Origin of the sequence: Kitasatospora sp. NPDC048239 (assembly GCF_043202015.1) — a bacterium.
In the GTDB taxonomy this organism is placed as follows: Bacteria; Actinomycetota; Actinomycetes; order Streptomycetales; family Streptomycetaceae; genus Kitasatospora.
This window is the reverse complement of sequence record NZ_JBICZP010000004.1, coordinates 274,852-297,727: the sequence shown is the minus strand read 5'-3', so window position 1 is coordinate 297,727 and position 22,876 is coordinate 274,852. Positions and strand designations below refer to the sequence as shown.

The following is a 22,876-nucleotide window of genomic DNA, read 5'->3' as shown; positions in this document are numbered from 1 at the left end:
ACGGCACGACCCTGCCGACGGTTGGTGGCTGCGCCCGGGAGCGCCGCCCGTCGGCAGGGCCCGCCTTCACCTGCTGCGGTTGTGCAGCCCGGTGCGGTCGGCCGCCGGTCCGTCAACCCACCCGGACCCGGACCTCCTTCACCGCCAGCACCTTGCAGGACGACGAGCCGCCCGTCTGGCGGCAGGAGGCCCGGTCGACGTAGTTCCAGGTGAGCGTGGTGGACCCGGCCGCCGTGGCGGTCCAGACCTGGCGAACGGTGTGGCCGCACCCGGCGGAGTCGGGCGGGCAGGTGGTCAGCGCGACGTCCGCACCGCGCCGGACCACGGCGGTGTCGCCCGAACCCGCCAACTCCCAGCCGTGCGGGAGCGGCGCAGAGCGCAGGCTGACGCCCACCGAGCCCCCGACGACCAGCTGGACGTCGGACGGGTCGAAGGGGGGCAGCCGCCCGCCGCCGACCGCCTCCGCGTCGCCCTCGGCGGGGAGCGTGACGACGGCGTCCGGGTCCTTGTCCGCCGGGGCGGACGACGAGGACGAGCAACCCGCCAGCGGTACCAGGACGGCGAGCAGCGCACCGGCGACCGCACGCCGGACGGACGGACGGCCCGTCATACGCCCAGCTCCCGGATGTCGCGCCGCAGTGCGAGCATCGCCGAGACCTCCGCCAGCCAGCGTGCGAACAGGTGCTCGCGCCCGAGGTCGGCGCCGCTCGCCGCGGCGGCCTGCAGCCAGCTGCGGACCAGCGCGCGGCCGCTCTGGCCGATCACCGGCTCGGGCAGGTCGAGGGCGGCGGCGAACCCGCCGGCCCTGACGTGCTGGGCGAGGAAGCCCAGCGGGTACGGGCCCACGCCCGCCGCTTCGGCGTGGTGGGTCGCGGCGATCGCGGCCTCGGTGAACAGGGCCTGGCGCGGGCCGCCGGCGAGCAGCAGGCCCCGGGTGATGGCCGCGGGGACATCGAGGTCCGCCAGTTCGGCGTCCGGCCGGACGGTGGTCATTTCGGCAGCTCCAGGGCGGTCGACTTGTTCAGGGGGTGTTCACCGGGGGTCAGTCCGCCGAGCTGGCTGTTGACGAACTGCTCCTCGGTCACCCAGGAGGTGAAGCCCCAGGGGTTGTAGACCTGCAGCTTGTCACCGTCGCGTCCGATGATCATCATCTGGTGCCCGGAGTCGTCGTTGCGCACGGTGATCGGGACCGGAAGGCCCTCGTCGACGGACTTCTCGATCCGGGCCAGCGCGGCCCGGCGGTCGTCGTCGTTCTTCAGCTCGACGTGCTCGTAGTCGGCGCCGGTGGCCTTGCCGAGGTCCTTGTCGGCCAGGTAGGTCTGGGCGGTGCTGCCGAGGCCCTTGTCCTCCTGCGGGTAGGTCTTCCTCCCGTCGGCCTTCTGCCCCTGGATGTACTCGTCGATGTAGGTCTTCTGCAGCCGCTGCTCGAAGTTCTGCGGGGAGTCGGAGCCGGGCACGTCCGGAGTCCCGCCGGTGGTGAGCTGGAACATCAGCAGCGGGTCCAGCTTGGCCTGGGCGATCACGGTGGACGCGGCCACGCAGTCGCTGACGTCGCGCTGGGAGTAGACGCCGTACCCGTCGATGTTGACCTGCTGGCCCTGGTACGTGACGTCGATGTTGTCCGAGGACTCCCGCCCGGTGTCCCCGGTGGTGGTCGCGGGAACCAGGTGCTGGGCGAGCCAGGCCGGGTCGTCGCCGTGCGGGTGGATCGCGGCGTCGAACTTCTGGATGTCCGCCACCGAGTGGCCGGCCGCCAGCGCCTTCCAGAGGTACGCGGCCTCCTCGGGCGACTTGGCGCCGGACAGCAGGGCGCGGAACGCCATCTGGTCGGCACCGGTCATCACACCGAGGGTCTGGGTGGCCCGGTCGAGCTGGTTGGGCGTGAGGATGTAGCCGCCGTCCTCGCCCGCGCCCGGGTTCTTCTCGGTGGCCAGGACCACGGCCGCCAGCGGGTCGATCGACCCCTGGCCGGCGCGCTCGGCCCGGGCCATCGAGGCGAGCTGGTTCAGTCGGCTGGCGGTGCTGGTGCCGCAGCTCTCGGCCCGTCGGGCCGCGGCCAGCCGGGCGCCGACGCCGGCCATCGCGGACTGCATCGCACCCTGGTCGAAGCCGCCCAGGTCGTCCTTGATCTTGTCCCCGGCGGCCTTCAGCTGCCGGCAGCCGTCCGAGTCGGTCTTCTGGGCCCACTCCAGGTCGTTGGCCCAGGCCTCCAGCAGCGTGGCGGCCGAGGCGAGGGTCTCCTTGGAGGTGGTGGTCTCCGCCGACATCGCGTGCACCGCCTGGGTGGCGTGCTCGGCCACCGAACCGGTCCAGACCGCGGGCAGCTGGTTGGTGGCGATACCGGAGAGGTCCTGTGCGGCGCTCGCGAAGGAGGCGGACGCCTGCGCGTAGTCCTTGGCCCGGGCCCGCACGGCGCCCGGGTCACCGACCGGCGGGGGCACGGCCAGCGCCTCGTTGATCCCCTGCAGCAGGTGCAGGTTGGGGAGCATGAACTGCGGCTGCTCGATGTTGTGCTGAGCGTGCTCCAGATCCTTGACCTTGCTCACCGGCCGCCACCCGCCGTCACCAGGGAGGCGGTCACGGCCTTTTCGGCGTTGCGGTAGTTGGTGGTGGTGGTCGCCATCTTCTGCGACAGCTCGTCAAGGGCCCGCTGGGTGACCGATATCTCCTTCGACCAGGCGACGTCGAAGCTCGACCAGGCCTTGTCCATGCCGAACTCGCCGAACGCCGTCGACGCGTAGCAGACCGAGCCGGCGAACGCCGTCTTGGCCGCCGCGATGTCGGTCGCCGTTTTGTTCAACTGCTCGGTCACGCCGTTCAGGCCCGCCACGTTGACGCGGTATCCGTCCGATCCGCCGCTGGCGCCCGGCGCTGCTCCGCCGCTCATGGTTCCCCCGTTGTGTCAGGTACGTCCTGTCCGCAATGACTCCGGTGCCCGCGCAACAGGAGGCGTGGACACCGGAGGCAAGAGCCTAACGCCTGCCGGGGACACGCTGGACGGCGAGGCTGGCCGGTCGGCGGTGGCGGGTCCGGGCCGGACCGGGCCGGCATCGGCCGGTGGTGAAGGACCGGTGACGAACGGTCGGGAGCTGGTGGCGGCGGGGTCGGCATCCGGCGTCCGGCGTTGGCGAATATGTAGACCGGTCTACCTGTGTTCCCTCTCGGAAATAGGTAGACCGGTCTACCTGCGCGTGCGTGTGCGCGCCGAACAGAATCTGTAGACCGGTCCACATGAAACTCACCAATCGACCGACCGGTCTACATATTTGGCCACCCGCGTGCCTCGGGATTCCGTCGACCGGCCGGTCAGGATGCCAGTGCGGCCATGTGGTCGGGGTGGTGGGCGGCGACGTCGTGGGCGGCCTGGACGAAGGCGGCGACGGCTGCGGATCGCGAGGTCTCCGGCCAGGCGACCATGACCGCGCTGGGGCTGAGGCCGGTGACCGGCCGGTAGGCGATGTCCGGGCGCTGGTGCTGCTTGGTGGTGGAGAGTGACAGGAACGCCACCGCCTGGCCGAGCGCGACCACCTCCAGGAGCTGCTCGACGCTGGCCACGAGCGGTCCCTCGGGAGTGTCGGTCGGCGCCGAGTTCGTGTGGCCGCCGCCTGCCTCCGCTCCGTCGCATCCTGTGTAGTAGGCGGTGTTGGAGGGGTCGGCCCCCTTCCAGCGGGGGATCGGTTCGCCCTGGAGGTCGGCCGGCCGCAGCCGCCGGCGTCCGGCCAGGCGGTGCGCGGCGGGGAGAACGGCCAGTCGCGGTTCGACCACGAGCGTCTGGGAATCCAGCCCTTGGCCGTCGAACGGGCTGCGCAGCAGCGCCACATCGGCACGGCCGTCCCGCAGCATGGCGATCGGCTCTCCGCTGCCGCCGACGACGACTTCGGGCGGCGGCAGATGCGAACCCGCTTCCCGGTAGGCGGCGAGGATCTCCCGCAGCAGCCCGGCATCGCCTCCCGGCTTGACCGCCACGACGAGCTGGGGTGTCGGCTGACCGGCCCGGCGTGCACGCCGGGCCGCCGCGTGTACCGCGTCGACCGCGATCCGGGCCTGGCCGAGCAGCACCTGACCGGCCGTGGTCAGCCTCACCTGCCGGGTGGTGCGCTCCAGCAGGCGTACCCCGAGCCGGGACTCCACCTGGGCGATCGCCTTCGACAGCGGGGGCTGCGCCATCCCCAGGCGTTGCGCGGCCCGAGTGAAGTTCAGTTCCTCGGCGACCGCGATGAAGTACCTCAGCTCCCGCACCTCTAGCTCACTCATATCCGTGGACTATAGATCCAGAGTCTTCTGGTCTTTCCCTGCCGCCCGTGGGAGAGGGGAGGCTTGGGGCCATGACGACTTCACAGAAGACCGCTCTGATCACCGGGGCGAACAAGGGCATCGGCAAGGAAACGGCGCGCAGGCTCGCAGCCCTCGGCATCACCGTGCTGATCGGCGCCCGCAACGCCGAGCGTGGCGAGGCGGCCGCCGAGGAGCTCCGCGCCGACGGCGCCGACGTACGGTTCGTACCACTGGACGTCACCGACGAGCTCTCGGTCCAGGCCGCCGCCGAGCACATCGACGCCACGTTCGGCCGCCTCGACATCCTCGTCAACAACGCCGCGATCGCCACCGCACCGCAGAAGCCGAGCGAAACCCCGGCCGCCACCCTCCGGCAGGTCTACGAGACCAACGTGTTCGGCGTCATCGCGGTGACCCACGCGATGCTCCCCCTGCTCCGCCGCTCCGCCGCCGCACGCATCGTCAACATGTCCAGCGAACTCGGCTCCCTCACCCACTTTGCCGACCCGGGCAGCCCGTGGTCCGCCTACTACTCGATCCTCCTCCCTTACTGCACCTCGAAGAGCGCGCTGAACGCGATCACCGTGCTCTACGCCAATGAACTGCGCGCCGAAGGGATCCTGGTCAACGCGGTGAGTCCCGGCTACTGCGCGACCGACCTCAACCGCCACACCGGGATGCGCACGCCGGAGGAGGGCGCGGCCGTGGCGGTGGAGCTGGCGACTGTGGGCGAGGACGGCCCGACGGGCACCTTTGTGGCCGAGGACGGGCCGATTCCCTGGTAAGGCCATGCACCCGCCCGGGGACGGGCCCGGCAGCGAACCGGCCGCAACGGGAGACGCCGTAACGGGAGGCGCCGTAACGGGAGACCTGGTCATCAGGCAGGAAATCAACTGGCACGGGCCGGGGCGCTGGGCTGCTGAACGGCCAAACAGCCCGAGTCACCGGACCGGTGCCGAGATCACCGGTCTACCGCCAGAACCCGGACCGCCCCTCCCCGAAGGCCATCCCGGCGGCGGTAGCGGCGGTCGGTGGCGGTGCACCCCGCGAGCAGCAGGGCCGCGGCCGCGGCGGCGACGGTGATCCGGAACGGGGCGGTCGGCGCGAAGTGGTCCGCGGACCAGCCGCCGAGGAAGGTGCCGGCGGACTGCGCCAGGATGATGGCACTGACCAGGGCGGCCATGGCCTCGCCGAGCCGGGCCGGCGGGACGGTCCGCTCCACCAGGCCGAACATGGTGATCATCTGCGGCGCCACGGCCACCCCCAGGCAGCCGATGGCAGTGGCCAGGACGCCGATGCCGCCACCCGAGAACAGCAGCAGCACGGACGTGCCGAAGAGCAGCACCGTCCCGACCCGCAGCCGCAGCGGCAGCTCCCAACGGGCGGGGAGGGCGGCCGTGGCGATCCCGGCGAACGCACTGGTGAAACCCATGAAGCCGTAGAGCAGTCCGGCGGCGCCGGGCTGCCCGAGCGCGTCAGTGGTGGCCGTCACCCCGACCTGGACGGAGCCGAAGCAGGCGCCCAGCAGCGCCATCCCCGCCAGAAGCAGCACATACGGCGTGGTCAACAGCCGGTCGGCCGACCGGATCCGGCGCCCACCCGTCGCGGAAGCGATCGCTCCCGGAGCACCCGCTCCCGGAGCGGCCGTCGGGTGCAGGGCGAAGAGCGTCGCGCAGACGCCGACCAGCGCCGCCGCCGTGAGGAGTCCGGCCGCCGGCGAGGCCAGCGTGGCGAGCACGCCGACCAGCGCGGGGCCGGTGGTGAAGCTGACCTCGTCCACGATGCCGTCCAGCGAGAGCATCGAGGACGTCAACTCGCCGTCCCCGCGCGCCAACCGGACCCAGCGACTGCGCGACAGCGGTCCGACCAGCGGGACGGAGAGGCCGATCAGCGCGGCCGCCGCGATCTGTCGGCCCAGCGGGAGGTCGCGCTCCGAGGCGCCGACCAGCGCGAGGATCGCCAACGCGTTGACGGCCGCCGCGACCAGGCCGACGGTCCGCTGCCCGCGCCGGTCGGCGAGCCGGCCGATCAGCGGACCGCCGACCGCCTGGCCGACGGCCAGCGCCCCGGCCACCAGCGAACCGAGCCAGACACTGTCGGTGTTGCGGGTGACCAGGAGCAGCGTGCCGATCGGGCACATCGCGTTCGGCAGCCGCCCCAGCAGCGACCAGAGCAGCACCCGGCCGCCCGTCACCCGCGCCACCGCGCGGAACCCTCCGACCACGGACACCATGACGCCCCCACACGGAGCCGGCGCGGGCGCCCGCCTCCCACCACCGGCCCGACCAGGTGAAAGGGGACCCGCGGGTGAGCTTCGACCGTATGGTCCGGACGAACCCACGGGTAACCGTGCGATCACCCAGTGGAGTCGACCGGTCGTCGCGGACGGGGTTGGAGGACCACCCAAGCCGGAGCCTCCCGGCTCGGGGTCGGCCCACGTTCGAGCCCCGGTCGCCCCGGTCGCCCCGGTCGCCCCGGTCGCCCCGGTCGCCCCGGCCGCCCCGGAGCGCTGAGCGGAGGGCGGGCCGGGCTCAGCCCACCAGGTCCTTCCGGATCTGCTCCAGGATCAGCCCGGCGCCGGTGTAGCCGATGCCGAGCATCCACAGGTTGTCGTCCACCTGGTAGACCCGCCCGTTCCGCACCGCGTCGAGGCTCCGCCAGAGCGCGCCCCCGGTGATCCGGCCGTGGTCGGACTTGGCCGCGTCGCCGTACACCGAGTAGAAGATGACGTCGGCGGCCGCCTGGTCCACCTGCTCGGGGCTGATCTCCAGCGAGAAGCCGGGCTTGTCCTGGTTGACGGGCCGGCCGACGCCGAGGTCCTTGAAGACCGAGCCGATGAAGGTGTCGTTGAGGTAGAGCCGGGTCGGCGCGCCGGCCAGGAAGCGGGCCATCCCGACCCTGGTGGCGGCCGTCTTCTCGGGCCCGCCGAGCGCGGTGACCAGCGCCCGCACCTTCTCCTGGTAGTCCGCCTCCACCGCCGCGGCCTCGGTCTGGCGGCCCATCGCCTCGGCGTGCAGCCGGAAGTTCTCCTTCCAGGCGGGGCCGGTGGTCTTGGTCAGGACGGTTGGCGCGATCTTCGACAGCTCGTCGTAGCGTTTGTCGTCGCGGACCTGGTTGCTGAGGATCAGGTCGGGCCGCAGCGCGGCGATGGACTCCAGGCCCGGCTGGCCGATGGTGCCGACGGGTTTCGTCCCGGTGAACCGTGCGGCCGGCAGATAGGCGGAGAACGGCGCGCCGTCGCTCACGGTGGTCGCGCCGACCGGGGTGACGCCCAGCGTCACGGCCGAGTCCAGCGAGTCGGTGTCGAGGACGACGACCCGGGCCGGGCGCTGCGGGACGGTGCTCTCGCCGCGCGCGTGCCGGACGGTACGGGTGCCACCGGACGGGCCGTCGGCCACGCGGGCCCCGCTCGAACCGGCCCCACCCGAATCGGCATGGGGCGAACCGGCACGGGGCGAGTCGGAACCACTCGAACCGCAGGCCGCGAGGACGAGCCCCGACCCCGCGGCGGCAAGGGCGGAGAGCGCGGCGCGGCGGGTGAACAGATAGGGCATCGGGCGGCTCCAGAGAGGGTCCGGCGACAGGGCCGACCGCATTCCTGCCCGGCTGTCGCAGCGGCTACGCCTGGTCGCCCGTGCCGGTCTCCGGCCTTCGCTGGCGCAGCAGTTCGCCGTACTCGGTGTGCACCCGCCGGTCCAGGGCGAGCGCGAACTGGGCGTCCGCCACCGTCCGGGCGAGCGGGCGCACGCGCTGGATCTGCTCGGTCAGCCGGGCGGCCTCGCCGGGGGGCAGCGGGGCGTCGCCGACGAGCGCGCCGAGGATCTGCTCGCGGACCAGCACGGTGAAGATCTCGGCGATCGCGTCCGCGTGCTCCTGGGTGCGGCGGCTCGCATCCAGGACGAGCGACAGCGGTACGCCCTCGGCCACCAGGGCCCTGGTGGCGTCCATCAGCCGCCGACTGACGTGGGTGATGCCGTCGTCCTGGACGGTGACGTAGCCCTGGGCGATGGACTCGGCGGTGTTCTCCTCGGTGAGCTGGTCGCCGAAGGCGTCCTTCAGCTCGTCCCAGTCCAGGTGTACCGGCGACTCGTCCGACCAGGGGGCGATGATCGCGGCCTCCAGCCCGATCAGCTCGGCGACGTCCCGGCCGCTCTCCCCGGCGCCGATGAGTTCGGCGATGCCGCCGAGGGTGTGGCCGCGTTCCAGGAGTTCGGCGATGACCCGCAGCCGGGCCAGGTGCGCCTCCCCGTACCAGGCGATCCGGCCGTCCCGGCGCGGTGGCTGGAGCAGCTTGCGCTCGCGGTAGAACCGCAGCGTACGGGTGGTGATGCCGGCCGCTTTGGCCAGTTCCTCCACCCGGTACTCGCGTTGTCTGTCGCCCGCAGCTGCTCTGACCTTGTCCACGGCGCTCAGCATAGGACTGGCGGTCGTCGAGGTGCTGAGATCACGGCAACGAGGTGGCCACCGAAGCGCGGCCGCCACGGCGACGAGGCGCCCACCGAAGCGCGGCCGCCACGGCGACGAGGCGCCCACGGCAGCGCGGGAGTCACCGAGACGAAGCGGCCTTGCTTCTTCCATCGGCTGTCAGTAAGGGCTACCCTGCCAATCGTGCCAGTGATTGCTGGCGCGGTTGGCGGGGTAGTTCCCCGAACAGGACGCCCGGGGTGCGCACGCGGACCGCCTGCCGCGACTGCACACCACGCACGGCTCGCCACACACCGCAGTGCGTACCTCACGCCCCCACCCCCAGGAGGACGCCGCATGGCATCCAGCACCAAGCGCCCCCGGCCCGCCGCACCCGGCCAGGGCTCGCCGGCCGACGTCCCGCACGTCCGGGTGGCGGTCATCGGCTCCGGCTTCGGCGGCCTCGGCGCCGGCGTCCGGCTGCGCCGCGCCGGGATCACCGACTTCGTCGTCCTGGAGCGCGCCGACTCGGTCGGCGGCACCTGGCGTGACAACAGCTACCCCGGCTGCGCCTGCGACGTGCCCTCGCACCTCTACTCCTTCTCCTTCGCGCCCAACCCCGACTGGCCGCGCAGCTTCTCCGGCCAGCCCGACATCCGCGCCTACCTGGAGAAGGTCGCCGACGTCTTCGGCCTCCGCCCCCACCTGCGCTTCAACACCGAGGTCACCGAGGCCCGTTGGGAGGCCGAGCAGACCCGCTGGCGGATCACCACCACGGCCGGCCAGTGGACCGCCGACGCGATCGTCTCAGCCGCCGGGCCGCTCGCGGACCCGCAGGTCCCCGACCTGCCCGGCCTGGACACCTTCCCCGGCAAGGTGTTCCACTCCTCCCGCTGGGACCACGAGTTCGACGTCGCGGGCAAGCGGGTCGCGATGGTCGGCACCGGAGCCTCCGCCGCCCAGATCATCCCGTCCATCCAGCCCCGGGTGGGCAGGCTGACCGTCTTCCAGCGCACGCCGGCCTGGGTCCTGCCGCGTCGCGACCGGGAGATCACCGCCGCCGAGAAGTGGCTGCACGGACGGCTGCCCGTCACCACCAAGATCCGCCGAGGGGCGCTCTTCGCACTGCGCGAGCTCCAGGTGGACGCCTTCGTCCGGCGGCCCGGTGCGCTGCGGCTGGTCCAGCAGCTCGCCGAGCGGCACATCGCGCAGGCCGTCGCCGATCCGGCGCTGCGGGCCAGGCTCACCCCCGACTACCGGATCGGCTGCAAGCGCATCCTGCTCAGCAACACCTACTACCCGGCGCTCGCCGCCGCCAACACCGAGGTGGTCGCCGCCGGCCTCTCCGAGGTGCGCGGTTCGACCCTGGTCGCGGCCGACGGCAGTGAGCACGAGGTGGACGCGATCGTCTTCGGGACGGGCTTCCACGTCACCGACATGCCCATCGGGTCACGGGTGTTCGGCGTCGACGGCCGGAGCCTCGCCGAGGAGTGGAAGGACGGCATGGAGGCGCTGCGCGGCTCCACCGTGCACGGCTTCCCCAACCTCTTCTTCGTCATCGGGCCCAACACCGGCCTCGGCAACAGCTCGATGATCCTGATGATCGAGTCCCAGCTGAACTACCTGGTCGACGCGCTCACCACGCTCGGATCCGTGGGTGCGACGGCGATGCAGCCCACCGCCCGGGCGCAGCGGCGCTGGAACCTCGAACTCCAGCACCGGATGGACCGCACGGTCTGGACCACCGGCGGCTGCCGCAGCTGGTACCTGGACGGCAACGGCAAGAACACCGTGCTCTGGCCCGCCTCCACCACCGCGTTCCGCCGCGCCACCCGCCGGGTGGACCTCGCCGAGTACGAGCTGATCATGCGCCCCCAGCCCGCACACGGCGCGCCCGCCGACCCCGGCACGTCCGCCGGTCCCGGCGCGCCCGAGGAGGCCCTGGCATGAGCCCTGTCGTCCCCGCCGACTGCGTACCGCCCGTCCCGGCCGAGGAGCTGTGGATCCGCTCGGCCGACGGTCTGCGGCTGCACGTCGAGATACACGGGCAGTCGGACGCCCCGACCGTCGTCCTCGCCCACGGCTGGACCTGCTCGATCGCCTTCTGGGCTCCGGTGATCCGCCAACTCGCAGACCGCTACCGGGTGGTGGCGTACGACCAGCGCGGCCACGGCCGTAGCGAGGTGCCGCCGAGCCGGGCGCGCTACTCCACCCGGGCGCTCGCCGAGGACCTCGAGGCCGTGGTCGTCCGGACCGTCCCGGCGGGGGAGCGGGCCGTCCTCGCAGGCCACAGCATGGGCGGCATGACCATCATGGCCGGCGCCGACCGCCCCGCCGTCGCCGACCGCACCGCCGCCGCACTGCTGGTCTCCACCGGACCGGACCGCCTGATCGCCGAACTGCGGGTCCTCCCGGACGTGTTGCGCCACCCGGGGCTGCGCCGCCTGCTGCACCGGCGGGTGCTGCGCTCCCGGCTGCCGCTCGGCCCGGTCGGGCCGGGCAGCCGGGCCGCGCTCAAGTACGCCACCATGGGCGCCGGTTCACCGGCGGGCCTGGTCCAGGCGGCGGCCAAGGTCGTGCACGCCTGCCCGACCGCGGTCCGGGCCGAGTGGGCCGGCGTGTTGGACACCCTGGACGTCACCGCAGGGCTCGGGCGACTGGCCGCGCCGACCGCCGTGATCGTCGGGACCGATGACCGGCTGACTCCGCCGGTGCACGCCCACCGGATCGTCGCGGCGCTGCCCGACCCGCAGGGGCTGCTCCTGCTCCCCGGGGTCGGCCACATGGCGCCGTTCGAGAGGCCCGTCGAGGTCGCCGCCGAGATCCACCGCCTCGCGGTCGCCCACCTACCCGCCGCCCACCTGCCTGAGACCCACCGCCGCACCGCCCACAGCCACAGCCACAGCCGCAGCCAGAGGAGTGTCACCGCATGAACGCCACCCCGCCGCTGTCCGAGCAGGTCGTCGTCATCACCGGTGCCGCCCGCGGCGTCGGTGCCGCGCTCGCCCGCAAGCTCACCCTGCGCGGCGCCAAGGTCGCCCTGGTCGGCCTGGAGCCGGCCGAGCTCAAGGTCGTGGCCGCACTCTGCGGGCCGGCCGCCACCGCCTGGGAGGTCGATGTCACCGACAACGACGCACTCGGCGAGGCCGCCCGGCAGATCCAGGAGCACTACGGCCGGATCGACACCGTGATCGCCAACGCGGGCATCGCGCTCGGCGGCCCGCTGCTGGAGAGCGACCATCGCGCGTTCACCCGGGTGATCGAGGTGAACCTGCTCGGCAGCGTCGCCACCGCCCGGGCCTTCCTCCCGGCCCTCACCGAGAGCGGCGGCTATCTGCTGCAGATCGCCTCGCTGGCCGCGATGACGCCCGCGCCGCTGATGAGCGCGTACTGCGCCAGCAAGTCGGGCGTCGAGGCCTTCGCCCACTCGCTGCGCGCCGAGGTCGCCTACCAGGGGGTCAAGGTCGGTGTCGGATACCTGAGTTGGACCGACACCGACATGGTGCGCGGCGCCGACCAGGACGCCGTCCTCAAGCAGATGCGGGCGCGGCTGCCCTGGCCGGCCAGCAAGACGTACCCGCTGGAGCCGGCGGTGGACCGCCTGGTCGCGGGCGTCGCGCGCCGCTCGGCGCACGTCTACGCCCAGGCCTGGCTGCGCGGCATGCAGCCGATGCGCTGGCTGCTGCCGACCCTGATCGCCAAGGCCGGTGCCCGTGACGTCGCCAGGCTGGCCCCCGAGATCAGGGCCACCGCCGCGACCAGGCTGCGACCGGTGGGCGCCGGCGGCGCGGCCGACACCGCGGCCCGCACCGAACAGGAGCCGACGGCGTAGCGGGCCCGCAGCTCAGGCGGCCGTCCGCTTCAGCACCTCGTACCCGCGCTGGACGAAGCGTCCGTCCAGCGCGGGGCCGCAGTTGGCCAGGGCGGCCACGGCGGTGGCGGTCTGCGGGCAGAAGCCGACGAACGAGGTGAAGCCGCGGGTCGCACCGGAGTGGAAGAAGATGTCCCGGTCGGCCAGTCGACGGTGGTTCCAGACCAGGCAGAGCTGGTCCGTCGAGTGCGGCAGCCGCAGCCGGGGGCGCTGGACGTCTGCCGCCGCCCGCCCCAACTCGCCCTCGCCGGTGGAGAGGTGGGCCTTCAGGTAGCGCAGAAGATCGGCGCCGCCGGCCCGGACGGCGCCGGCGCCCGGCAGGCCGGGGATGTGCCAGGGCGGCAGCGGCCGGCCGAGCCGGTGCCCGACGGCGCGGTCGGCGGCATCGGGGTGGCAGCTGGCCGAGCGGAGTCCGAGCGGGCGGCAGATCCGTTCGGCGAGCAGCTCGGGGTACGGCGCCCCGCCCGCCTCCGCGAGCAGCCGGCCGAGCAGCGCGACCCCGTAGTTGGAGTACCGGACCCGGCTGCCGGGCCTCGCCCGTACGGTGGTTCGCGCCAGGCCGTCCCGCAACTGCTCGTCCCGGTAGGCGGCGTACGGGTTGCTGAACCAGGTCGGCACGGCGCCGGCGAGCAGCCCGGGCGGCAGCCGGGGGAGCCCGGAGGTGTGGGTGGCCAGGTGCAGCAGCCGGATCGGGCCGCCGTGCCGGACGGTGGCGGGGTGCCAGCTGTCGGGGAGGTGGCGTTCCACCGGGTCGTCCAGGGCGAGTTCGCCGCGGGCGACCAGCGCGGCGAGCAGCAGGGCGGTGAACGTCTTGGTGACCGAGCCGAGTTCGAAGACGGTGTCGGGGGTGCACGGATCGCCCCCGTGGGTCAGCAGGCCGTGGCAGCGCACGGCCTGCCGGTCGCCGCGCGCCACCGCCAGGGTGACGGCGGTGGCGTGCGGTTCGGCGGCCCGGACGAGCTCCGCCAACTCCCGTTCGCCGTAGTCGTTCACGCCGAAGACTCCGCTTCCTCGGAGGTTCTCACGCCGCCACGGCCGCGCCGCCGAGCGCCCGCGACAGGGTGACGGTGCCGGCCACCACGGCGACCACGGCGGTGTGTTCGTGGTCCTGGAACGCCTGGGCCGGATCCTCCGCCACGGGTTCGGAGTTGTCGCGCGGGATCAGCCCGTCCTCGCGCTGGACGGCGGCCAGCGCCTCCCAGCCCTGCATGCCGCCCACCGGCTCGCCGATGCAGGAGTCCACCACCAGCAGCTCGCCGACCAGGTCCCACTGGCCGACCTCCAGCCAGATGTCGATCCAGGCCGGCAGCCAGGTCCGGACGTAGTCGCGCATCGGCTCGGGCAGACCCTCGGGCCGGGCGCCCCAGTCGGTTAGGTGAAAGACGGCGTGGGTGATGTCGTAGCCGGTCATCCAGTCCACCGCCCACGGTTCCGGAGTGGCGCCGAGCCAGGTGCCGGCGGCGAGTGCGGTCCAGTCGTCCGGCTGGTTGCGCAGGCCCACCACCCGGCGGGCGTTGGCGACGGCGAGGCGTCGGCTGGGCAGGATCTCCGCGGCCTGGACGGCGCGCAGTCTGCCGAGCGACTCCAGGAGCTCCTCCATCGCGGGGTGCCGGTAGCCGGCCCGTGCGAAGTGGACGTACGTCTCCAGTGGGTCGGTCATCACCAGGTGGCGCAACTGCCGTTCATACAGCAGGTTTCCGTCCCGGAGCTGGGTCCATCCGAAGTCCAGCAGCTCGCGGGCGATGCGGGCGTCGTGGGGGCCGGTGACTCCGTCGCGCAGGACCAGCGAGGCCGCCAGCGCGCACTCGCCGAGGGGTTTGTAGGCGTTGTTGGGGTCGGCGAGGTCGATGGTGATGTTGTCGGAGAGCCGGCCGAAGCCGAGCTCGTGCGAGCCGTGCAGCCAGGCCATCGCACGCGAGCCCAGTTCCTGGGCGGTGGCGAGCATCCGGTTGTCCGTCATGACTGTCCTCCGTCCACGGCGGTCCCCAGCAGGGCCTCGGCGATGGCGAGTTCGAGTGCGGTGCGGGCGCTTCCATCGCCGACGACGTGGATCCGTTCCAGCACCGGTTCGATCTCCAGCGGCAGTGTCTGTCCCTGGGCCTGGGCCCAGGCGAGCCAGCGGGCGAGCCGGGCGGCCACCCGGTGGTCGCGGCGCAGCATCGAGCGGACGACGCCCCTGGCGAGCTCCGTCGGGTGCGCGAGGGCGGTCTCCTGGACCGGGCCGTGGAGGCCCGGCAGGGCCAGCGCGGAGAGCTGGGCCATCCGGACGGACCAGGCCTGCCAGGCGTGGGGCTGAGGTTGCGGAGCGTGGTCGGGCTGTGGGGCGGTGACGCCGGGAGCGGGCAGGCCGCCCGCGGTGACGGAGTGTACGGACCGGGTCAGCAGCATTCCGGTGGCCCAGTCCCGCCAGGCGGCGATCAGCGCGGGCCCGTCCGGGTCTCTGTCCGGGTCTCTGTCCGGATCGCCGACGCCGGAGGACCACGGCGGGGGCGGGGGAGCGGGTGAGGGGAACACCTCGTGGGCCTCGGCCACCAGCCAGGCCGTCTGCTCATCCGGCGCGGCCCCGCCGAACAGCTGCGGTGCGAACATGTCGGGTCCGAGCACTCGGACGGCGGCCAGCAGCGGTCGGAGCGGGTGGGCGGTGGCCGGGTCGGAGCCGGGTTCGGCGAGCGTGACCGCACCCCCGGCGCCCCGGAGGGCGTCGAGGGTCCGGCCCGCCACCCGCTCGACCGCTGCGGCGTATTCGTCGCGGAGCGAGGTATCGGCGAATGGCATGGTTGTGTGGTCCTCCTTGAGGAAGGCTTCACGCGTCTCACGGGGAGGCCTCGGAGACCGGGGCCCCGCGGCGGAGGCTTCGTGCGGGCCTGGCGCCGTCACCGGCTACCGGGTCTTCTCCTTGGGCTGCTTCGGGGACAGCAGCAGGGCGAGCCCCACCAGCAGCAGCGCGGCGGCTTCGGGGCGGTACGTGGGCGCGTCGCTCACGGCGGCCTCGTCCTCCACCATCAGCGCGCCGAGCGCATCGAGTTCGGCCCGGGTCGCGAGCGGCGCCGGGGCCCTTCCGGTCAGGTGCTGAGCAAGCATCAGATGTGCCTCCTCAATAGAATCTTCATCGCCTGGTCAGGCGATGCCCCCGATCGACCATACGAGCACGAACCATCGATTGCATCCGCAAGGCTCTGATCTGCGAAGTTACCGACGCGTTGGGTAGGGGGGCGATGAGTCGGTACGGTCAGGGGCATGACCACTGCCTTGATCACCGGCGCGACCGCCGGCATCGGAGCCGCCTTCGCCAGGCGGCTCGCCCGGAGCGGCTACCGGCTCGTCCTGGTGGCCCGGGACACCGAGCGGCTGGAGCGTTCGGCCGCCGACCTGCAGGCCGAGTTCGGCATCGACACCGAGGTGCTGACCGCCGACCTCGCCACGGAGGACGGCATCGCCGCCGTCGAGGCCCGGCTGGCCGACGGCGCCCGCCCGGTGGACCTGCTGGTGAACAACGCCGGCTTCGGCAACAAGGGCGCCTTCCTGACCGTCCCGCTCCAGGACGAGCTGGACATGCTCAAGGTGCACGTGGAGGCGATCCTGCGGCTGACCACGGCCGCCCTGCCGGGGATGCGCGAGCGCGAGCGGGGCGCGATCGTCAACGTGGCCTCGGTGGCGGCCTTCCTGCCGCGCGGTACGTACGGCGCCAGCAAGGCCTGGGTGGTGAGCTTCACCCAGGGCGTGCAGCGGGACCTCGGCGGCAGTGGGGTGCGGCTGATGGCGCTCTGCCCGGGGTTCACCCGTACCGAGTTCCACGCGCGGGCGGGCATGGGCACGGGCAACATCCCGTCCTGGGGCTGGCTGTCCGCGGAGCGGGTGGTCGGCGAGGCGATGCGGGACCTGGCCCGCGGCCGCTCGGTGTCCGTCCCGGGCCGGCGCTACAAGATCGCCGTCGCGATCGCCCGGCTGCTCCCCTCGGGCAAGCTCGGCGGGGTCTCCGCCAAGGCGGCGCGCACCTATCGGACGAACTGACCGCACGCACGCCCAGGGCGCCGCGCCGCACTCCCGCTGGGGATGCGGCGCGGCGCCCTGTGTGTGCCGGGTCCGGCGCGGGAATAGAGTGAGCCTCACTATTAGCTTCGCTAACTATGAGCTATTCTCGCTATGCTGGCGGCGGCCTGACCGCGGTGCCCGGCGTGCCTGCCCAACGCCCAGTGCGCGCCACACCTGCCGTTCCCGCCGCATCAGACACACCCGCCGCATCAGACGAACCCGCCGCGCCACCGCGCGCCCGACCGAGGGAGGCCCGCCCTTGAGGCCCGACGGCATCCGATGGACCCCGCCCGCCCGCGCCGAGGGCGAGCCCCGCCCGCCCGCCCAGTGGCGGCGCATCCTCGCGCTGTTCCGCCCCTACACGGGCCGCCTCACCACCGTCGGGCTGCTGGTGGCGGCCTCCGCCGTGGTCTCGGTGGTGTCGCCGTTCCTGCTGCGGGCCGTCCTGGACACCGCCATCCCGCAGGGCCGGACCGGACTGCTGACCCTCCTCGTGCTCGGCATGATCGCCACCGCCGTGGTCAACAGCGTCTTCAGCGTGGTGCAGACCCTGATATCCACCACCGTCGGCCAGCGCGTCATGCACGACCTGCGCACGGCCGTCTACACCCACCTCCAGCGGATGTCCCTGGCGTTCTTCACCCGCACCCGCACCGGCGAGGTGCAGTCCCGGATCGCCAACGACATCGGCGGCATGCAGTCCACCGTGACCTCCACCGCCACCTCGCTGGTCTCCAACTTCACCAGCGTGGTCGCCTCGGTGGTCGCCATGGTCGCGCTGGACTGGCGTCTCACCGTGGTCTCGCTGCTGCTCCTGCCGCTGTTCGTCTGGATCAGCCGCCGGGTCGGCAGCGAGCGCAAGAAGATCACCACCGAGCGGCAGAAGCAGCTGGCCGCGATGAGTTCGGCCGTCCAGGAGTCGCTCTCGGTCAGCGGCATCCTGCTCGGCCGCACCATGGGCCGCTCCGGATCGCTCTCCAAGGAGTTCACCGAGCAGTCCGACCAGCTCGCCGAGCTGGAGGTGCGCGCCAGCATGGCGGGGCGCTGGCGGATGAACACCATCCAGATCGTGATGGCCGCGATGCCCGCGGTGATCTACTGGGCGGCCGGCCTGGCGGCGGCCGGCGGCTCGCCGATCGTCTCGATCGGCACCCTGGTCGCCTTCGTCTCGCTCCAGCAGGGCCTGTTCCGCCCGACCATCAGCCTGCTCTCCACCGGCGTCCAGGTGCAGACCTCGCTGGCGCTGTTCCAGCGCATCTTCGAGTACCTCGACCTGCCGGTGGAGATCGCCGAGCCCGAGCGGCCGGTCACCCTGGAGACGATCCGGGGCGAGGTCCGCTTCGAGGGCGTCGACTTCCGCTACGACCCGGAGCAGGAGCGGCCCACGCTGTCCGGGGTGGAGCTGAAGGTCCCGGCCGGCGGCTCGCTCGCCGTGGTCGGCGAGACCGGCTCCGGCAAGACCACGCTCAGCTACCTCGTCCCCCGCCTGTACGACGTGACCGGGGGCAGGGTCACCATCGACGGCGTCGACGTCCGGGAGCTCTCCTTCGACACGCTCGCCCGGGCGGTCGGCGTGGTCTCCCAGGAGACCTACCTCTTCCACGCCTCGGTCGCCGACAACCTGCGCTTCGCCAAGCCGGACGCCACCGACGCGGAACTGGTCGCCGCCGCCGAGGCCGCGCAGATCCACGAGACCATCGCCGGACTGCCCGACGGCTACGACACCCTGGTCGGCGAACGCGGCTACCGCTTCTCGGGAGGGGAGAAGCAGCGGCTCGCACTCGCCCGGACCATCCTGCGCAACCCGCCGGTGCTGATCCTGGACGAGGCCACCAGTGCGCTGGACAACCGCACCGAGCTCGCCGTCCAGCAGGCGATCGACACCCTGGCGGCCGGCCGGACCACCATCACCATCGCCCACCGGCTGTCGACCATCCGCTCCGCCGACCAGGTCGTGGTCCTGGACCGCGGCGAGGTGGCCGAGCTGGGCACCCACGACGGGCTGGTCGAGGCGAACGGCCGCTACGCGGCGCTGCTGCGCCGGGAGGCGCCGGTCGCCGCCGCGCCCGCGTAGGGCGCGGCAGCCGGGGACGCGGCTCGGATCAGACGGCCGGGATCAGACGGCCCGGGATCAGACGGTGCGGGACCAGTTGGTACGGGACCGGACGGTGCGAAACCAGCAGGCGCGGATCAGGCGGCCTTGGGGAGCTCGTTGTAGCTCTCCACGAACTCCTGGCCGGAGAGCTGCTGGATCGCCCGCATCACCTCGTCGGTGACCTGCCGCCGGGCCTTGAGCGAGCGGGCCTGTCCGTGCAGCTCGTCGAAGTGCAGCGGCTCGCCGAAGCGGACCGTCACCTTGCGGACCCGCGGCACGCGCTTGCCGATCGGCAGGATCTGCTCGGGCCCCTCCAGCGCCACCGGGACCACCGGGACGCCGGCGGTCAGCGCCAGCCAGGCCACGCCGGTCTTGCCGCGGTAGAGCCGCCCGTCGAGCGAGCGGGTGCCCTCCGGGTAGATGCCGAAGGCCTTGCCGTCCTCCAGGATCTCCAGCGCCGACTCCAGCGAGGCCTGAGCGGAGCGGTAGGTACCGCGCTCGACCGGCACCGCGCCGATCGACTCGAAGAAGCCCTTGGAGAGCGCGCCCTTGAGCCCCGTGCCGGTGAAGTACTCGGCCTTGGCCAGGAAGTGCACCCGGCGCGGCGCCGTCAGCGGGATCACCACGCTGTCGATGAAGGAGAGGTGGTTGCTGGCCAGGATCACCCCGCCCTTGCGCGGCACGTTCTCCAGGCCCTGGATGTCCGGCCGCCAGATGCCCCGCGAGACGGGTTTCAGCACCAGCTTGGTGAAAAGGTCGAGCACGGTCCCTCCCTGGACGAGCGCGCCCGGGAGGCGCCCGGGCCTGAACATACGACAATCGGTGGTCGGTTCCCGGCCGGGCCGAGGTCAGACCCGCAGACTACGACACCCACCCGGGAGGCCGTCCACTCCCGCCAGCCGTGGTGCTCGCCACGGCCGGGTAGGGTACGGCCGTCGGAAACGCACATCAGCAGTTCTTCAGTTCCTCAGGAGGGGCAACCCATGGCAGACGTCGACACGATCCGCGCGGCCTTCGACAAGTACGACGTGAACGGCAACGGCCGGATCACCGCCGCCGAGTACGCCAAGGTCGCGCGTGAGCTCGGCGACCTGACCACGTCGATCGCCGTGGCCGAGGCCATCATCAACCAGATGGACACCAACCACGACGGCGAGCTGACCTTCGACGAGTTCCTGGCCGCGCGCCAGAGCTGACCCGGTTCACCGCTGCGGGGCCCCTGCCGACGGCGGGTGCCCCGCAGCGGCGTTCCCGGCCTTCTCGGCGTTCCCGGGCCGGGCAGCCGGGCAGCCGGGCAGCCGGGCAGCCGGGCAGCCGAGCGCCGAGCAGCCCCGGAGCCCGCGCCGCCCCGGCAGTCCGCTCAGGCCGTGGCGGGGGGCACCGGGAACACCCGGCGGACCACCCGCTCCGCCGCCCCGCCGTCGTCCCACGGGCAGAACCGCTCCCGGAAGGCCGCCCGCGCCGCCGGCTCCGGATCCCCGGCCAGCAGCGCCGCCGCCAGCCCGTCGGCGTCCACCGTGACCGCGCCCGGCGGCTGCGCGAACAGGTCGAAGTAGACCCCGCGCACCCGCTGGTACTGCTCCCAGTCCGGCGCGAAGACCACCACCGGCCGGTCCAGCACCGCGTAGTCGAACATCATCGACGAGTAGTCCGTGACCAGCACGTCCGCCGCCAGGTAGAGGTCCTCCACGGTCGGGTGCGCCGAGACGTCCACGATCTCCGCGGCCCCCTCGCCCGCCACCAGGTCGCCCGGGCCGCCGGTGTGGAAGTAGTGCGTGCGCACCAGGAGGGTGAACCCCGGCCCGAGCCGCCGCGCCAGCTCGCGGACGTCCACCAGCGGCACGTACCCGCCCTGGCCCTCGCGGTGCGTCGGCGCGTACAGCACCGCCGTCCGGCCCGGTGCCAGCCCGAACCGCTCGCGCATCGCGGCCACCTCGGCGGGCGTGGTGTTCGCCAGCCGGTCGTTGCGCGGGTAGCCGGTGTCCAGCATCTCGTACCGGCCGGGGAAGGCCCGGGCGAAGTGCTCGCTGGTGTGCGGGTTGGAGGAGACCAGGAAGTCCCAGCGGTCGACGGCCTCCTGGAGCCGCGAGAAGTCCATCCCGTCGGCCGCGACCGGGTGGTCCCTGAGGTCCATGCCCATCGCCTTCAACGGCGTGCCGTGCTGGGTCTGGACGTGCACCGTGCCGGGCCGCTTCACCATGGTCCGCGGGAAGTTGACGTTGTTGACGAAGTACTTGGCGGTCGCCATCGCCTTCAGGTACGCGGGCGTGTTGACGATCACGTACGGCACCCCGGTCGGCAGTGTGGCCGCCTGGGTGCGGTTCTCCACCACCCAGACGCCCCGGACGGCGGGCGCCAGCTCCCGGGCCTTCTCGTAGATCGCGGCCGGGCTGCAGGCGTAACCCCGGTGCCAGTACGCCGCGTAGACCGCCAGGTGCTCGTCCAGCGGCAGTCGGCGGAAGGCGTTGTACGCGGTGAAGCGGGCGCTGCTGCGCACCCCGCGCCTCACCGCCGGTGCGACCGCCCGCGCCCCGCGCTTCAGCTCGCGCGGCAGCCGCCCGGTGCGGCGCAGCTCGGCGTAGGCGATCCGCGAACCGCGTGCCGCGAGCCGGTACTGCACGCCGCGCAGACCGCCGGGGAAGCGGTAGCCGGCCGGGCGGTGGCGGGCGAAGTGCTCGGCGATCCGGCGGAAGAAGTCCTTGCGCAGCTCGGGGGGGACCAGCCCCGGGGTGTCGTGGACGGTCAGGGCCTGCTGCACGGTGCGCTCGAAGACGAGGGTGCGCAGGGCGTCGGGGACGGGGCGCTCGGTGCGGTCCAGGAAGGCGAAGATCGCGTCGTACTGGGCGAAGGCGTCGGCGTGCTTGGGGGAGGCGGTGCTGGTGATCGCGCCGGCCCGGCCGCGCCGGTAGAAGTAGCAGGGGCGGTCCAGGTAGCGCAGTCGTCCGGCGGCCAGCAGGGCCGGGTAGGTGACGGAGATGTCCTCGTAGAAGCCGCGGCCGAAGGAGACGCCGAGGCCGAGCAGGAACTCGCGGCGGAACACCTTGTTCCAGACCGACATCACCGTCCGGAACAGCGCGGGGTGCTCGGCGAGGGTGCAGCCCTGCTCCAGGGGGGAGCCGGCCAGCACCTGGCGCCACGGGTTGGGCTCGGTCCCGCCGTCCGGATAGACGTGGGTGAAGCCGGTCAGCAGGACGTCGGCGGGGGCGTCCCCCTCCTTCTCCCGGGCCCGCTCCCGCTCCAGTTCGTCGAGGACGGCCGCGACGGTGCCCTCCGGGAGCCAGTCGTCGCTGTCCACGAACCAGATGTACTCGCCGCTGACCTCGGGCAGCGCGGCGGTGCGGGCGCCGCCCAGGCCCTGGTTCTCGCCGAGGTGCAGCACGCGCAGCCGGGGGTCGCGGGCCGCGTACTCGTCGAGGATCTCGCCGCAGCGGTCGGGGGAGAGGTCGTCGACCGCGATCACCTCGAAGCGCGGCTCCTCGGCGGCGGAGGCTTCGCGGGGCTCGCCGGCCGGACCGGATTCGAGGATCGAGTCGAGGCAGCGGGGCAGGAAGCGCTCTACGCCGTGGACGGGGAGCACGATGCTGAGGAGGACTGGCACGCTGGCCGAGTCTACCGAGCGCGCGGTGATCCGGAACCGCCGGTGCCGCGCCCTGTGGAGGGCGGCACCGGCAGCCGGGTGGCGGCCCGGCCGACCCTCTACGGCCGGCCGCCGGTCCGGGCACCCCCCGAGCCTGGCCGCCGCAGCGTCGAGGCGGCCGGGCAGTGGCTCGGGTGAGCCGGAATCCTTACATCGCTCTTCATCAGTCGAACGCACTTCTGAGCGTGTCTCGCACTGATGTCGCCGAAAGAGATATTGCTTGGAGGTTTCCCCCGAGTCAATCCCTCGAATGTGTTCACTTCCTGAACAGATTGTCACGGTGAGGAGCGCCGCAGCTGAGGGGGCTGTCCCCTATAAGGTCCGCTGCGGTCGGCGCCTGCCGCCAGTCCCTGCAGTTCGCCGCCCTGTGTACGTTCCCGCCCGCCTGTGTACGCCAGCGGCTCCCTGTGTCGACCCTGTGCGCCCGGCGTGTACCTCCTGGGCGAGCGCCGGGTCCGTGCCTCCGGCCCCCGCTGACCTCCGGCCGGTCGTGCACCATCATTGATGCCTAGTCGTGACCGGTCGCTCTGCCCCTGGTGCACCGTCAGTTGACGTCGCACGG

At 72.9% G+C, this 22,876-nt stretch carries 22 protein-coding genes; 8 read left to right on the top strand and 14 right to left on the bottom strand.

Features of this window, described 5'->3' with window-relative positions:
* Positions 1–112 precede the first annotated feature (112 nt).
* The 5 genes from ACGFZP_RS12635 to ACGFZP_RS12615 form a co-directional block, all read right to left on the bottom strand.
* Positions 113–610 (bottom strand): hypothetical protein, encoded by a 498-nt coding sequence (locus ACGFZP_RS12635; protein ID WP_392931475.1) that lies wholly within the window; start codon positions 608–610, stop codon positions 113–115.
* Entirely contained in the window at positions 607–993 is a 387-nt protein-coding gene (locus ACGFZP_RS12630) for a hypothetical protein (RefSeq protein WP_392931473.1), read from the bottom strand. Before ACGFZP_RS12630 ends, ACGFZP_RS12635 begins: the two co-directional genes overlap by 4 nt.
* Positions 990–2,546 carry a hypothetical protein gene (locus ACGFZP_RS12625; RefSeq protein ID WP_392931471.1) on the bottom strand — a complete coding sequence of 519 codons (1,557 nt, stop codon included), beginning with the start codon at positions 2,544–2,546 and terminating at the stop codon, positions 990–992. Before ACGFZP_RS12625 ends, ACGFZP_RS12630 begins: the two co-directional genes overlap by 4 nt.
* Positions 2,543–2,887, bottom strand: coding sequence for a type VII secretion target (locus tag ACGFZP_RS12620; RefSeq protein ID WP_392931469.1), 345 nt, complete (start codon positions 2,885–2,887; stop codon positions 2,543–2,545). Before ACGFZP_RS12620 ends, ACGFZP_RS12625 begins: the two co-directional genes overlap by 4 nt.
* A gap of 419 nt (positions 2,888–3,306) precedes the next feature.
* Positions 3,307–4,254: a LysR substrate-binding domain-containing protein gene (locus ACGFZP_RS12615; protein ID WP_392931467.1), complete on the bottom strand. Its 948-nt coding sequence runs from the start codon at positions 4,252–4,254 to the stop codon at positions 3,307–3,309.
* 71 nt (positions 4,255–4,325) lie between these two features.
* On the opposite strand from ACGFZP_RS12615, the gene ACGFZP_RS12610 reads away from it, so the two are divergent.
* Positions 4,326–5,060, top strand: coding sequence for an SDR family oxidoreductase (locus tag ACGFZP_RS12610; RefSeq protein WP_392931465.1), 735 nt, complete (start codon positions 4,326–4,328; stop codon positions 5,058–5,060).
* 176 nt (positions 5,061–5,236) lie between these two features.
* Here the strand turns inward: ACGFZP_RS12610 and ACGFZP_RS12605 are convergent, their stop codons facing one another.
* The 3 genes from ACGFZP_RS12605 to ACGFZP_RS12595 form a co-directional block, all read right to left on the bottom strand.
* The gene (locus ACGFZP_RS12605) at positions 5,237–6,508 is read right to left on the bottom strand and encodes an MFS transporter (RefSeq protein ID WP_392931463.1); all 1,272 of its coding nucleotides are present in this window, start codon (positions 6,506–6,508) and stop codon (positions 5,237–5,239) included.
* A gap of 298 nt (positions 6,509–6,806) precedes the next feature.
* Positions 6,807–7,829 (bottom strand): ABC transporter substrate-binding protein, encoded by a 1,023-nt coding sequence (locus ACGFZP_RS12600; RefSeq protein WP_392931461.1) that lies wholly within the window; start codon positions 7,827–7,829, stop codon positions 6,807–6,809.
* Between the two features lie 64 nt (positions 7,830–7,893).
* Positions 7,894–8,691 (bottom strand): MerR family transcriptional regulator, encoded by a 798-nt coding sequence (locus ACGFZP_RS12595; protein WP_392931460.1) that lies wholly within the window; start codon positions 8,689–8,691, stop codon positions 7,894–7,896.
* Between the two features lie 345 nt (positions 8,692–9,036).
* On the opposite strand from ACGFZP_RS12595, the gene ACGFZP_RS12590 reads away from it, so the two are divergent.
* Genes ACGFZP_RS12590 through ACGFZP_RS12580 form a run of 3 tightly spaced genes read left to right on the top strand, consistent with a single transcriptional unit; the run spans position 9,037 to position 12,511 of the window.
* On the top strand, positions 9,037–10,629 hold the full coding sequence (locus tag ACGFZP_RS12590; RefSeq protein WP_392931458.1) for a flavin-containing monooxygenase: 1,593 nt from the start codon (positions 9,037–9,039) through the stop codon (positions 10,627–10,629).
* Positions 10,626–11,612, top strand: coding sequence for an alpha/beta fold hydrolase (locus tag ACGFZP_RS12585; RefSeq protein ID WP_392931456.1), 987 nt, complete (start codon positions 10,626–10,628; stop codon positions 11,610–11,612). Before ACGFZP_RS12590 ends, ACGFZP_RS12585 begins: the two co-directional genes overlap by 4 nt.
* The gene (locus tag ACGFZP_RS12580) at positions 11,609–12,511 is read left to right on the top strand and encodes an SDR family oxidoreductase (RefSeq protein WP_392931454.1); all 903 of its coding nucleotides are present in this window, start codon (positions 11,609–11,611) and stop codon (positions 12,509–12,511) included. The genes ACGFZP_RS12585 and ACGFZP_RS12580 overlap by 4 nt, the downstream gene beginning before the upstream one ends.
* Positions 12,512–12,523: 12 nt before the next feature.
* Here the strand turns inward: ACGFZP_RS12580 and ACGFZP_RS12575 are convergent, their stop codons facing one another.
* The 4 genes from ACGFZP_RS12575 to ACGFZP_RS12560 all read right to left on the bottom strand — a co-directional run bounded on the left by ACGFZP_RS12575 (position 12,524) and on the right by ACGFZP_RS12560 (position 15,631).
* Positions 12,524–13,543: a serine hydrolase domain-containing protein gene (locus tag ACGFZP_RS12575; protein ID WP_392931453.1), complete on the bottom strand. Its 1,020-nt coding sequence runs from the start codon at positions 13,541–13,543 to the stop codon at positions 12,524–12,526.
* Positions 13,544–13,571: 28 nt separating this feature from the next.
* Complete coding sequence (locus tag ACGFZP_RS12570) at positions 13,572–14,510, bottom strand: DUF6895 family protein (protein ID WP_392931451.1); 939 nt, start codon at positions 14,508–14,510, stop codon at positions 13,572–13,574.
* Positions 14,507–15,325: a hypothetical protein gene (locus tag ACGFZP_RS12565; RefSeq protein ID WP_392931449.1), complete on the bottom strand. Its 819-nt coding sequence runs from the start codon at positions 15,323–15,325 to the stop codon at positions 14,507–14,509. The genes ACGFZP_RS12570 and ACGFZP_RS12565 overlap by 4 nt, the downstream gene beginning before the upstream one ends.
* 105 nt (positions 15,326–15,430) lie before the next feature.
* Positions 15,431–15,631 carry a hypothetical protein gene (locus ACGFZP_RS12560; RefSeq protein ID WP_392931447.1) on the bottom strand — a complete coding sequence of 67 codons (201 nt, stop codon included), beginning with the start codon at positions 15,629–15,631 and terminating at the stop codon, positions 15,431–15,433.
* Positions 15,632–15,787: 156 nt separating this feature from the next.
* Here ACGFZP_RS12560 and ACGFZP_RS12555 point away from each other — a divergent pair, with 156 nt between their 5' ends.
* Positions 15,788–16,561, top strand: coding sequence for an SDR family NAD(P)-dependent oxidoreductase (locus ACGFZP_RS12555; RefSeq protein WP_392931445.1), 774 nt, complete (start codon positions 15,788–15,790; stop codon positions 16,559–16,561).
* Between the two features lie 280 nt (positions 16,562–16,841).
* Positions 16,842–18,656, top strand: coding sequence for an ABC transporter ATP-binding protein (locus tag ACGFZP_RS12550; RefSeq protein WP_392931444.1), 1,815 nt, complete (start codon positions 16,842–16,844; stop codon positions 18,654–18,656).
* A gap of 116 nt (positions 18,657–18,772) precedes the next feature.
* Here the strand turns inward: ACGFZP_RS12550 and ACGFZP_RS12545 are convergent, their stop codons facing one another.
* Positions 18,773–19,441, bottom strand: a complete 669-nt coding sequence (locus tag ACGFZP_RS12545; RefSeq protein WP_392931442.1) for a lysophospholipid acyltransferase family protein — start codon at positions 19,439–19,441, stop codon at positions 18,773–18,775.
* A 219-nt stretch (positions 19,442–19,660) separates the two neighbouring features.
* On the opposite strand from ACGFZP_RS12545, the gene ACGFZP_RS12540 reads away from it, so the two are divergent.
* Positions 19,661–19,873, top strand: coding sequence for an EF-hand domain-containing protein (locus tag ACGFZP_RS12540; RefSeq protein WP_392931440.1), 213 nt, complete (start codon positions 19,661–19,663; stop codon positions 19,871–19,873).
* A gap of 164 nt (positions 19,874–20,037) precedes the next feature.
* Here the strand turns inward: ACGFZP_RS12540 and ACGFZP_RS12535 are convergent, their stop codons facing one another.
* Positions 20,038–22,275: a CDP-glycerol glycerophosphotransferase family protein gene (locus ACGFZP_RS12535; RefSeq protein WP_392931438.1), complete on the bottom strand. Its 2,238-nt coding sequence runs from the start codon at positions 22,273–22,275 to the stop codon at positions 20,038–20,040.
* A gap of 42 nt (positions 22,276–22,317) precedes the next feature.
* Between ACGFZP_RS12535 and ACGFZP_RS12530 the strand changes: the two genes are divergently transcribed.
* Complete coding sequence (locus tag ACGFZP_RS12530) at positions 22,318–22,452, top strand: hypothetical protein (protein ID WP_392931436.1); 135 nt, start codon at positions 22,318–22,320, stop codon at positions 22,450–22,452.
* Positions 22,453–22,876 lie beyond the last annotated feature (424 nt).

Coding starts and splice junctions, on each gene's coding strand:
- ACGFZP_RS12585 (WP_392931456.1), top strand. CDS start 10,626: ATGAGCCCTGTCGTCCCCGCCGACTGCGTACCGCCCGTCCCGGCCGAG.
- ACGFZP_RS12595 (WP_392931460.1), bottom strand. CDS start 8,691: ATGCTGAGCGCCGTGGACAAGGTCAGAGCAGCTGCGGGCGACAGACAA.
- ACGFZP_RS12620 (WP_392931469.1), bottom strand. CDS start 2,887: ATGAGCGGCGGAGCAGCGCCGGGCGCCAGCGGCGGATCGGACGGATAC.
- ACGFZP_RS12555 (WP_392931445.1), top strand. CDS start 15,788: ATGACCACTGCCTTGATCACCGGCGCGACCGCCGGCATCGGAGCCGCC.
- ACGFZP_RS12580 (WP_392931454.1), top strand. CDS start 11,609: ATGAACGCCACCCCGCCGCTGTCCGAGCAGGTCGTCGTCATCACCGGT.
- ACGFZP_RS12560 (WP_392931447.1), bottom strand. CDS start 15,631: ATGCTTGCTCAGCACCTGACCGGAAGGGCCCCGGCGCCGCTCGCGACC.
- ACGFZP_RS12600 (WP_392931461.1), bottom strand. CDS start 7,829: ATGCCCTATCTGTTCACCCGCCGCGCCGCGCTCTCCGCCCTTGCCGCC.
- ACGFZP_RS12570 (WP_392931451.1), bottom strand. CDS start 14,510: ATGACGGACAACCGGATGCTCGCCACCGCCCAGGAACTGGGCTCGCGT.
- ACGFZP_RS12565 (WP_392931449.1), bottom strand. CDS start 15,325: ATGCCATTCGCCGATACCTCGCTCCGCGACGAATACGCCGCAGCGGTC.
- ACGFZP_RS12630 (WP_392931473.1), bottom strand. CDS start 993: ATGACCACCGTCCGGCCGGACGCCGAACTGGCGGACCTCGATGTCCCC.
- ACGFZP_RS12605 (WP_392931463.1), bottom strand. CDS start 6,508: ATGGTGTCCGTGGTCGGAGGGTTCCGCGCGGTGGCGCGGGTGACGGGC.
- ACGFZP_RS12610 (WP_392931465.1), top strand. CDS start 4,326: ATGACGACTTCACAGAAGACCGCTCTGATCACCGGGGCGAACAAGGGC.
- ACGFZP_RS12615 (WP_392931467.1), bottom strand. CDS start 4,254: ATGAGTGAGCTAGAGGTGCGGGAGCTGAGGTACTTCATCGCGGTCGCC.
- ACGFZP_RS12635 (WP_392931475.1), bottom strand. CDS start 610: ATGACGGGCCGTCCGTCCGTCCGGCGTGCGGTCGCCGGTGCGCTGCTC.
- ACGFZP_RS12590 (WP_392931458.1), top strand. CDS start 9,037: ATGGCATCCAGCACCAAGCGCCCCCGGCCCGCCGCACCCGGCCAGGGC.
- ACGFZP_RS12540 (WP_392931440.1), top strand. CDS start 19,661: ATGGCAGACGTCGACACGATCCGCGCGGCCTTCGACAAGTACGACGTG.